Origin of the sequence: Nocardia sp. CC201C (assembly GCF_030010695.1) — a bacterium.
Lineage (GTDB): Bacteria > Actinomycetota > Actinomycetes > Mycobacteriales > Mycobacteriaceae > Nocardia > Nocardia otitidiscaviarum.
In genome coordinates, this window is the sequence record NZ_JASCXP010000323.1 from 1 (window position 1) to 8628 (window position 8628).

An 8628-nucleotide genomic window follows, 5' to 3' on the forward strand; every position below is an offset into this window, starting at 1 on the left:
GTCGCGCCGACGTCGGACCACCCCGACGTCATCCACCATGCGCGCCGACAGGGTCTACGCGGTGGTCGAAACCTCCGACCCTTCGCGCCACTCCTGCGGCAAACCGAAGAGCGGGAACAGTTTATCGGTGTCGAGGAAGAAGTTGAGACCGGAAATGCGATCTCCATCCAGTTCGAGCACGGTGATGGACCACGGCACCCACCGGCCCGGCTCGTCGCTCGGCTTGTAGTGGCCGAAGGCGGGCAAACCGTTCGCACCCGCCAGCGGCACCATGCGCGAATCGCGGCAGGCGTGGCCGTGGCCGAGCATGAAGGCGGCCACATTGTCCGGGCCCGACACCCACAGCGAGATGGGCGGCATGGACAGCGCCACATCCTCTTTCAGCAGGGCGGTGAGCGCGTCCATGTTGTAGGCCTCGAACGCCTTGACGAAATCGTCGACGAGTTTGCGCTGCTGCTCGTCGGTTTCGTCGAAGGTCTTGCCCTCGTCGGGCTGCACCTTGGACATGGTGGCGCGGGCGCGCTGCAGGGCACTGTTCACCGAGGCCGGCGACATCATGAGCATGTCGGCGGTCTCGTTCGCGGAGAAGCGCAGCACCTCGCGCATGATCAGGATGGCGCGCTGGGTGGCGGGCAGATGCTGCACCGCCGCCACGAAGGCCAGCCGCAGCGTGTCCTTCACCGAGGCGTGGTCGGCCGGATCAGCACCGAAGGCCAGCGCGTTCGGAATGGGCTCCACCCACACGTAGTCCGGCTCCGGCATGGGCAGCGGTGAGTCGGGCGTGGACGGCCCGTTCAGGTCCATGGGCCGGGCGCGGCGCTGCGGCCCGTCCAGCATGTCCAGACAGACATTGGTGGTGATCTTGTAGAGCCAGGAGCGCAGACTGGAGCGCCCCTCGAAGGACTCGTAGGACTTCCAGGCGCGTGTGAAAGCCTCCTGCACGGCGTCCTCGGCCTCGAAGGAGGACCCCAGCATGCGATAGGCGTAGGCACACAGCTCACGGCGGTGCCCCTCGAACGACTGCAACACCTCATCGAGGGAGGTGGTGGACCTGCCGGACTGCTTGCTCATAGGGCCACTCTGGCACACCCCACCGACATGTTGGGAGGATCGGAAAGGACTGCCTTCCATATCCTTCGGCTCCGGGCGAATCCTCGGATGATCCGGTGTTTTCCCTGGTTGAACGGATCGGAGCCGGTCGCGGCACGGATCGCGACCGGCTCCGGAACCGGGCACTACTTGCTGGCGGGCGCGGGCGCGTCCTCGTCGGCGGGACGCTCCTCGGTCTGCGCCTTGGCCCACGTGTAGTCGGGCTTACCCGCCGGATTCCGCTTGATCTGGTCCACGAACCACAACGCACGCGGCATCTTGTACGACGAGATCTCCTGTGTCAGCACCGGACGCAGCTCCTCGAGCGTGGGCCGGTTCGCGCCGCGACACTGCACGACCGCGACCACCTTCTGCCCCCAGCGCTCGTCCGGCACGCCGACCACCAGCGCGTCGAAGATCTCGGGGTGGCACTTGAGCGCCCCCTCGACCTCCTCCGGGTAGATCTTCTCGCCGCCGGAGTTGATGCTCACCGAACCGCGGCCCAGCATGGTGACGGTGCCGTCCTCCTCGACGCGGGCGTAATCGCCCGGAATCGAGTACCGCTTGCCGTTGAACTCCTTGAAGGTGGCCTTGGTCTTGGCCTCGTCCTTGTAGTAGCCGAGTGGGATGTGCCCGCTGCGGGCCAGGAAGCCGATCTTGCCGGAACCGGGCTCGCAGGGATTGCCGTCCTCGTCGAGCACCTGGGTGGAGGCGTCGATCTTCACGCGCGGGCCGCCGGTGTGGTTCTGCCCCTTGGTGACCACGGACAGACCGCCGAAACCGGTCTCCGAGGAGCCGATGGAGTCGCTGATCATCCGATTCGGCAGCAGCTCGAGCATCTTGTCCTTGAGCGTCGGCGAGAACAGCGCCGCGCTGCTGGCGATGACGTAGAGGCTCGACGCGTCGTAGGGCTCACCGGTTTCCGGATTGCCCTCGAGCAGCGCGTCCACCATGGGCCGGGCCATGGCGTCACCGGTGATGAAAATGAGGTTGATCTTGTGCTTTTCGACGGCCCGCCACAGCCCGTGCCCGCTGAACTCCGCGAGCATGAGCGTCTTGCCGCCGCCGAACAGGCTCTGGAAGGTGGCCCACTGCGAGCCGCCGTGGATCATCGGGGCGACCGGGTACCGGACCATCTGCGGGTTGGCGGCGCCCAGCTTGGCGAGCTCCCACTCGTCGGTGACGTATTCGCCGGTGAGGAAGTTGATTCCGCCGCCGAGCACCCGCCAGACATCCTCCTGCCGCCACATGACGCCCTTGGGCATACCGGTGGTGCCGCCGGTGTAGAGCATGTAGACGTCGTCGGGCGAACGGTCCTCGAAGTCGCGCTCGGGCGAGCAACCGGCAAGCGCCGCTTCGTATTCCACGGCACCCTCGGGTAGCGGCAGGTCGGTGCCGTCCGCCACCACGAGGACCGATTTCAGCTGCGGGGTGTTCGGCCAGACGTTGGCGACCTTGTCGCTGTAGCGACGCTCGACCACCAGCGCGACCATATCCGAGTTGTCGAAGATGTACTGCAACTCGTTCTCGACATATCGGAAGTTCACGTTGACCATGACGGCGCGGGCCTTGAACACCGCCACCATGGCCTCGATGGCCTCGATGGTGTTCCGCGAGTAGATACCCACCTTGTCACCCGGTTGCACCCCCTGTTCTCGCAGGTAGTGCGCGAGTTGGTTGGCTCGCCCCTCGAGCTCGGCATAGGTAACCGAGCGAGTGTCGTCGACCAGAGCGACGTTATCCGGCATGAGGTCGATGGCGTGTTCGACAAGGTCCGCTATGTTGTGGCTCACATGATGAAAATAGAACGTGTTCCTGTGTGTGACAAGACACGATTTTCAATCCATACCACGAGAGATTGCCGCTGCCGCCACAGAAGAGATTGTGGCTGCCGCCACAGAGTACGTCGTTTACCGTGGGCGCATGGACTTCTTGGCGATCTTGCGCGACCGGCTCACGGCCTTCGGTGAGCTCATCACCGCGGACGTCGATCTCACCGCACCGGTGCCCACCTGCGGCGACTGGACCCTCCACGATCTGGTCGAGCATATGGGGCGCGGAAATCAATGGGTGGTGACGGCGGTCGCCGAACTGCGGGGCGACGGCGAGGGCGAACCCGCGCCGCACGATCCGGCCGAACTGCGGGCCTGGTTCGACCGAACCTCCGACGCTCTCGTCACCGCACTGTCGGCCGATCCGGCCACGGAGGCATGGACTTTCACCCGACTGGCCCCGCGCACCGTCGGCTTCTGGCGCCGCCGCCGCACCCACGAGACGGTCATGCACCTGTGGGACGCGCAGTTCGCGCTCGGCGTCGCCGCGCCGATCGACGCCGCGCTGGCCGACGACGGTATCGCCGAGGTCTTCGACATGTTCGCGCAGCGCATGATCGACCGCGGGCTGGCGACCCCGCCCGAGGCCGCCGTACAGGTGCGGTCCACCGACACCGGGACCATCCGGACCTATGGCAAGGGCGAGCCGACCGCCGAGATCGCCGCGCCCGCATCGGATCTGCTCCTGCTGCTGTGGCAGCGCAAACCGAGTTCGGACCCGGCCTTCGCCTGGCAGGGCGACCGGGAGTCCGGCGAGAGCGTGCTAGCCGGGCCGCTCACGCCGTGACGCCGGGAATATAGAACTCGTTCTACGACTGCACGAGGGGGGTGAGGCGGGCCAGCTGCTCGGTGTCGCGGACCCCGACGAGCAGCATGGTCACGCCCGCGTCCTCCCACACCTTCAGCTGCTCGCGCACCTGCGCCTCATTGCCGACGATCATCGTGTCGAGCATGAGCTCATCCGGCACCGCGGCCGCCGCCTCGTCCTTGCGGCCGCTCCGGAACAACCGGGTGATCTCCTCGACCTGCTCGCCGTACCCCATCCGCCGGTACACCTCGGCGTGGAAGTTCAGCTCCTCCGCACCCATGCCGCCGATGTAGAGCGCCATGACCGGCCGCATCCGATCGAGCTCGGCCTTCGAATCATCGGTGAGGATCACCTGGGCGGTGGCGGCGATCTCGAAGTCAGCCCGCGAACGCCGGGCACCCGCCCGCGCGAAGCCCTCGTCCAGCCAGGAGTTGTACATGTCCGCGAGCCGGGGCGTGTAGTAGATGGCCAGCCAGCCGTCGGCGATCTCGGCGGTCAGCGCCACGTTCTTCGGCCCTTCGGCCCCCAGCCAGATGGGCAGGTCCGCGCGCAGCGGATGGGTGATGGGCTTGAGCGGCTTACCCAGGCCGGTCGCGCCCGGACCGGTGTAGGGCAGCGGATAGTGCGGTCCGTCGCTGGTCACCTTGGCCTCGCGGGCCAGCACCTGCCGCACGATCGACACGTATTCGCGGGTCCGCTGCAACGGCTTGGCGAACGGCTGCCCGTACCAGCCCTCGACCACCTGCGGTCCGGAGACCCCGAGCCCGAGGATGTGCCGTCCGCCGCTGAGATGATCCAGGGTCAGCGCGGCCATGGCCGTGCCCGCGGGCGTGCGCGCCGACATCTGCACCACCGACGTCCCCAGCCGCACCCGGTCGGTGCTCGAACCCCACCACGCCAGCGGCGTGAACGCGTCGGACCCCCAGGACTCCGCCGTGAAGACGGCGTCCCACCCGGCCTGCTCGGCCGCGACGACCAACTCCTGGGCATTGCCGGGCGGCTGTGCACCCCAATAACCGAGCTGCAACCCGAACCGCATGATCGACTCCCTTCCCAACTGGCCTCTTGCGACCATAATAAGAACCTGTTCTACTCGATCTCGTGACTCTGGGGAACACCGAAGTACTCGCCGCACCGCTGCGGATGCAGTTCGACTACACCCGCTCCACCGGTCCGACCATCGGCCGCTTCCTGACCGGCCTGCGCGTCGGGCAGATCGTCGGTGTGCGCGGCTCCGACGGGCGCGTGATCGTGCCGCCAGCGGAATTCGATCCGATCACGGCCGAACGGCTGACCGAGTTCGTCGAGGTCGCCGATGTGGGCACCGTGCGGTCATGGAGTTGGGTGGCCGAACCGCTGCCCGGCCAGCCCTTCGACCGCCCCTTCGCCTGGGCGCTCATCCAACTCGACGGCGCGGACACCGCCCTGCTGCACGCCGTGGACGTGGCCTCGCCCGCGGATATCAGCACCGGGATGCGGGTGCGGGCGCGCTGGGCGACCGAGCGCAAGGGCTTCATTCACGACATCGCCTGCTTCGAACCGGGCGAATTCTCGGTCGCCGCAACGCCCGCGGAGGAGACCGAGCCGATCACCGGCATCGTGACGCCGATCGACCTGAGCTTCAAGCACACCGCCGCACCGCAGGAGACCGCCTTCCTGAAGGCCCTCGTGGAGGGCAGGCTGCTCGGTGCGAAGGCGGGCAACGACGGCAAGGTGTACTTCCCGCCGCGCGGGGCGGACCCGCGCACCGGCGCACCCACCGAGGACTACGTCGACCTGCCCGACACCGGCATCGTCACCACCTACTGCGTGGTCAACGTGCCGTTCCAGGGCCAGCGCATCAAGCCGCCGTACGTGGCCGCCTACATCCTGCTGGACGGCGCGGACATCCCCTTCCTGCACCTGGTGCTCGGTATCGACGCCGCCGAGGTGCGCATGGGTATGCGGGTGAAGGCGGTGTGGAAGCCGCGGGAGGAATGGGATTACGGGCTGGACAACATCTCCCATTTCGAGCCCACCGGCGAGCCCGACGCCGACTACGAGACCTTCGCGCACCACCTGTAGAGAGGCGCTGAAACCTTGAACAACACAACGGATATCGCGGTGGTGGGCTTCGCGCACGCACCGCACGTGCCGGAGACCTTCGGCACCACCAACGGCGTGGAGATGCTGCACCCCTGCTTCACGCGGCTGTACGACGACCTCGGCATCAAAACCGCCGATATCGACTTCTGGTGCTCCGGCTCCTCGGATTACCTTGCCGGGCGCGCCTTCTCGTTCATCTCCGCCATCGACTCCATCGGCGCGGTGCCGCCCATCAACGAATCCCACGTGGAGATGGACGCGGCCTGGGCACTCTACGAGGCGTGGGTGAAGCTGCGCTCCGGACAGGCGAAGACGGCGCTGGTGTACGGCTTCGGCAAGCCCTCGGCGGGCACTCTGCGCCAGGTCCTCACCCTCCAGACCGACCCCTACGTCGTCGCGCCGCTGTGGCCGGACGCGGTGTCCATGGCCGGATTGCAGGCGCGGGCCGGACTGGACGCCGGACGCTGGACCGAACAGGACATGGCCGCCGTCGCCGCCGAGAGCGCCGCCGCCGCGGCCGCCTACGGCGAGGCGACCGAGACCGCCCGGACCGAGACCGATATCGAGAAGCTGCTGGCCGCGCCGTACGTGGCCGACCCGTTCCGGGCCCACGACATCGCGCCCATCACCGACGGCGCGGCCGCCATCGTGCTGGCCGTGGGCGACCGGGCGCGCGAGCTGTGCGAGCGGCCCGCCTGGCTGACCGGTATGGCGCACTACATCGACACCCCGATGCTGGGCGCGCGCGATCTCACCGTCTCGGAGTCCACCACCCGTGCGGCCCGCGCCGCCATCGGCGACGGCCCGGCCGGATTCGACGTCGCCGAACTGAACGCGCAGTACAGCCATGAGCAGATCATTCTCCGGCAGGCCATCGGGCTGAACGGTTCGACCCGCATCAACCCCTCCGGCGGGCCGCTGGCGGGCAACCCCCTGTTCGCGGCGGGTCTGGAGCGCATCGGCTTCGCCGCCACCGAAATCATCAACGGCAATGCGAATCGCGCCCTGGCCCACGCCAGCAGCGGTCCGGCGTTGCAGCAGAACCTGGTCGCCACTTTGGAGGCACGATGAACGCAGCATCGCACAGCGATTCGGTGAGGGGTGGTGGCCGGGAGACGGGTGGGCCCGCCGCCGTACTCGGCACCGGACAGACCAACCATGTGACCAAGCGGTCGGACGTGTCCATGGCGGGGATGTGCCGCGAGGCCATCGACCGCGCCCTCGCCGACGCCGAGCTCACCATGGCCGATATCGACGCGGTCGTCATCGGCAAGGCCCCCGACTTCTTCGAGGGCTCCATGATGCCGGAGCTGTTCATGGCCGACGCCCTGGGCGCGACCGGGAAGCCGCTGCTGCGCGTGCACACCGCCGGTTCGGTGGGCGGCTCCACCGGCATCGTGGCCGCCAATCACGTGCAGGCGGGCGTATACGGCAAGGTGCTCGCCGTCGCCTGGGAGAAGCAGTCGGAATCCAATGCCATGTGGGCGCTGTCGAATCCGGTGCCCTTCACCAAGCCGGTCGGCGCGGGTGCGGGCGGCTACTTCGCCCCGCATGTGCGCGCCTACATCCGCCGCGCCAATGCCCCGCTGCACATCGGGGCCATGGTCGCGGTGAAGGACCGCCGCAACGGCGCCCGCAATCCGCTCGCCCACCTGCGGCAGGCCGATATCACCATGGATTCGGTGCTGGCCTCCCAAATGCTCTGGGATCCCATTCGTTTCGACGAGACCTGCCCGTCCTCGGACGGTGCGTGCGCGCTCGTCATCGGCGACGAGTCTTCGGCCAAGGAGCAGGAGGCCCGCGGCCGGACGGTGGCGTGGGTGCACGGCACCGCCATGCGCACCGAACCGCTCGCCTACGCGGGTCGCGATCAGGTGAATCCGCTTGCCGGACAGGACGCTGCCCGGGCCCTGTGGGAGCAGGCCGGCATCACCAATCCGCTCGAGGAGATCGACGCGGCCGAGATCTATGTGCCGTTCTCGTGGTTCGAGCCCATGTGGCTGGAGAATCTCGGCTTCATGCCCGAGGGCGAGGGCTGGAAGCTCACCGACTCCGGCGACACCGCCATCGGCGGCAAGCTGCCGGTCAATCCGTCCGGCGGCGTGCTGTCGTCCAATCCGATCGGGGCCTCCGGGCTCATCCGCTTCGCCGAGGCCGCCAAGCAGGTGATGGGCCGCGCGGGCGACTATCAGGTGGAGAACGCCCGCAAGGCCTTCGGGCACGCCTATGGTGGTGGCTCACAGTACTTCTCGATGTGGGTCGTGGGGAGTGAGCAGCCGTGACCACCACCACCGAGCATCCGGCGCGGGTCGCCGGAGCCGCCTCGCAGGCCGCCGTCCGGGCGCGCGACAAGGCCGCCTGGGTCGCGCTCTTCGCCGCCGACGGCATCGTGGAGGATCCGGTCGGGCCGTCCTTCTTCGACCCCGAGGGCAAGGGCCACCGCGGCACGGAGGCCATCGCGGCGTTCTGGGACAAGGCGATCGCCCCGACCGAGCAGATCGAATTCCTCTTCGAGGACTCCTTCGCCTGCGGCCGCGAGATCGCCTTCACCGGGAAGATCCGCACGTACATGGGCGGCCAGGTGATCGACGCCGAGGGTGTCTTCACCTACAGGGTGGACGAGGACGGGAAGATCCTGGCCCTGCGCGCCTTCTGGGAGCAGGAGCGCGCCATGGCGACCATGAAACCGGCTGGAACACGCTAGAACTCGTGCCCGACCGCTACGCGAGCGGGCACGATCCTCGCTCGATACGATCCGAAATGCGCGGCGGGGGGGGGGGGGGGGGGCCCCCCCCCCCCCGGTTTTTTTATGGC

At 68.0% G+C, this 8628-nt stretch carries 8 protein-coding genes; 5 read left to right on the plus strand and 3 right to left on the minus strand.

Features of this window, described 5'->3' with window-relative positions; genetic code table 11:
- Positions 1-54: 54 nt before the first annotated feature.
- Both QK444_RS26820 and QK444_RS26825 read right to left on the minus strand, forming a co-directional pair.
- Entirely contained in the window at positions 55-1071 is a 1017-nt protein-coding gene (locus QK444_RS26820) for a sigma-70 family RNA polymerase sigma factor (protein WP_282784889.1), read from the minus strand.
- A gap of 164 nt (positions 1072-1235) precedes the next feature.
- Positions 1236-2882, minus strand: coding sequence for an acyl-CoA synthetase (locus tag QK444_RS26825; protein WP_282784891.1), 1647 nt, complete (start codon positions 2880-2882; stop codon positions 1236-1238).
- Positions 2883-3012: 130 nt separating this feature from the next.
- On the opposite strand from QK444_RS26825, the gene QK444_RS26830 reads away from it, so the two are divergent.
- The gene (locus QK444_RS26830) at positions 3013-3708 is read left to right on the plus strand and encodes a maleylpyruvate isomerase family mycothiol-dependent enzyme (protein WP_282784893.1); all 696 of its coding nucleotides are present in this window, start codon (positions 3013-3015) and stop codon (positions 3706-3708) included.
- Between the two features lie 22 nt (positions 3709-3730).
- On the opposite strand, the gene QK444_RS26835 is transcribed toward QK444_RS26830, so the two are convergent.
- On the minus strand, positions 3731-4768 hold the full coding sequence (locus QK444_RS26835; protein WP_282784894.1) for an LLM class F420-dependent oxidoreductase: 1038 nt from the start codon (positions 4766-4768) through the stop codon (positions 3731-3733).
- A gap of 62 nt (positions 4769-4830) precedes the next feature.
- Between QK444_RS26835 and QK444_RS26840 the strand changes: the two genes are divergently transcribed.
- Genes QK444_RS26840 through QK444_RS26855 form a run of 4 tightly spaced genes read left to right on the plus strand, consistent with a single transcriptional unit; the run spans position 4831 to position 8518 of the window.
- Entirely contained in the window at positions 4831-5793 is a 963-nt protein-coding gene (locus QK444_RS26840) for an OB-fold nucleic acid binding domain-containing protein (RefSeq protein ID WP_282784895.1), read from the plus strand.
- 15 nt (positions 5794-5808) lie between these two features.
- The gene (locus tag QK444_RS26845) at positions 5809-6885 is read left to right on the plus strand and encodes a thiolase domain-containing protein (protein WP_282784896.1); all 1077 of its coding nucleotides are present in this window, start codon (positions 5809-5811) and stop codon (positions 6883-6885) included.
- Positions 6882-8096 carry a thiolase domain-containing protein gene (locus QK444_RS26850; protein ID WP_282784898.1) on the plus strand — a complete coding sequence of 405 codons (1215 nt, stop codon included), beginning with the start codon at positions 6882-6884 and terminating at the stop codon, positions 8094-8096. The genes QK444_RS26845 and QK444_RS26850 overlap by 4 nt, the downstream gene beginning before the upstream one ends.
- Positions 8093-8518, plus strand: coding sequence for a nuclear transport factor 2 family protein (locus QK444_RS26855; protein WP_282784900.1), 426 nt, complete (start codon positions 8093-8095; stop codon positions 8516-8518). Before QK444_RS26850 ends, QK444_RS26855 begins: the two co-directional genes overlap by 4 nt.
- The last annotated feature ends 110 nt before the right edge of the window (positions 8519-8628 follow it).

Coding starts and splice junctions, on each gene's coding strand:
- QK444_RS26820 (WP_282784889.1), bottom strand. CDS start 1,071: ATGAGCAAGCAGTCCGGCAGGTCCACCACCTCCCTCGATGAGGTGTTG.
- QK444_RS26830 (WP_282784893.1), top strand. CDS start 3,013: ATGGACTTCTTGGCGATCTTGCGCGACCGGCTCACGGCCTTCGGTGAG.
- QK444_RS26835 (WP_282784894.1), bottom strand. CDS start 4,768: ATGCGGTTCGGGTTGCAGCTCGGTTATTGGGGTGCACAGCCGCCCGGC.
- QK444_RS26850 (WP_282784898.1), top strand. CDS start 6,882: ATGAACGCAGCATCGCACAGCGATTCGGTGAGGGGTGGTGGCCGGGAG.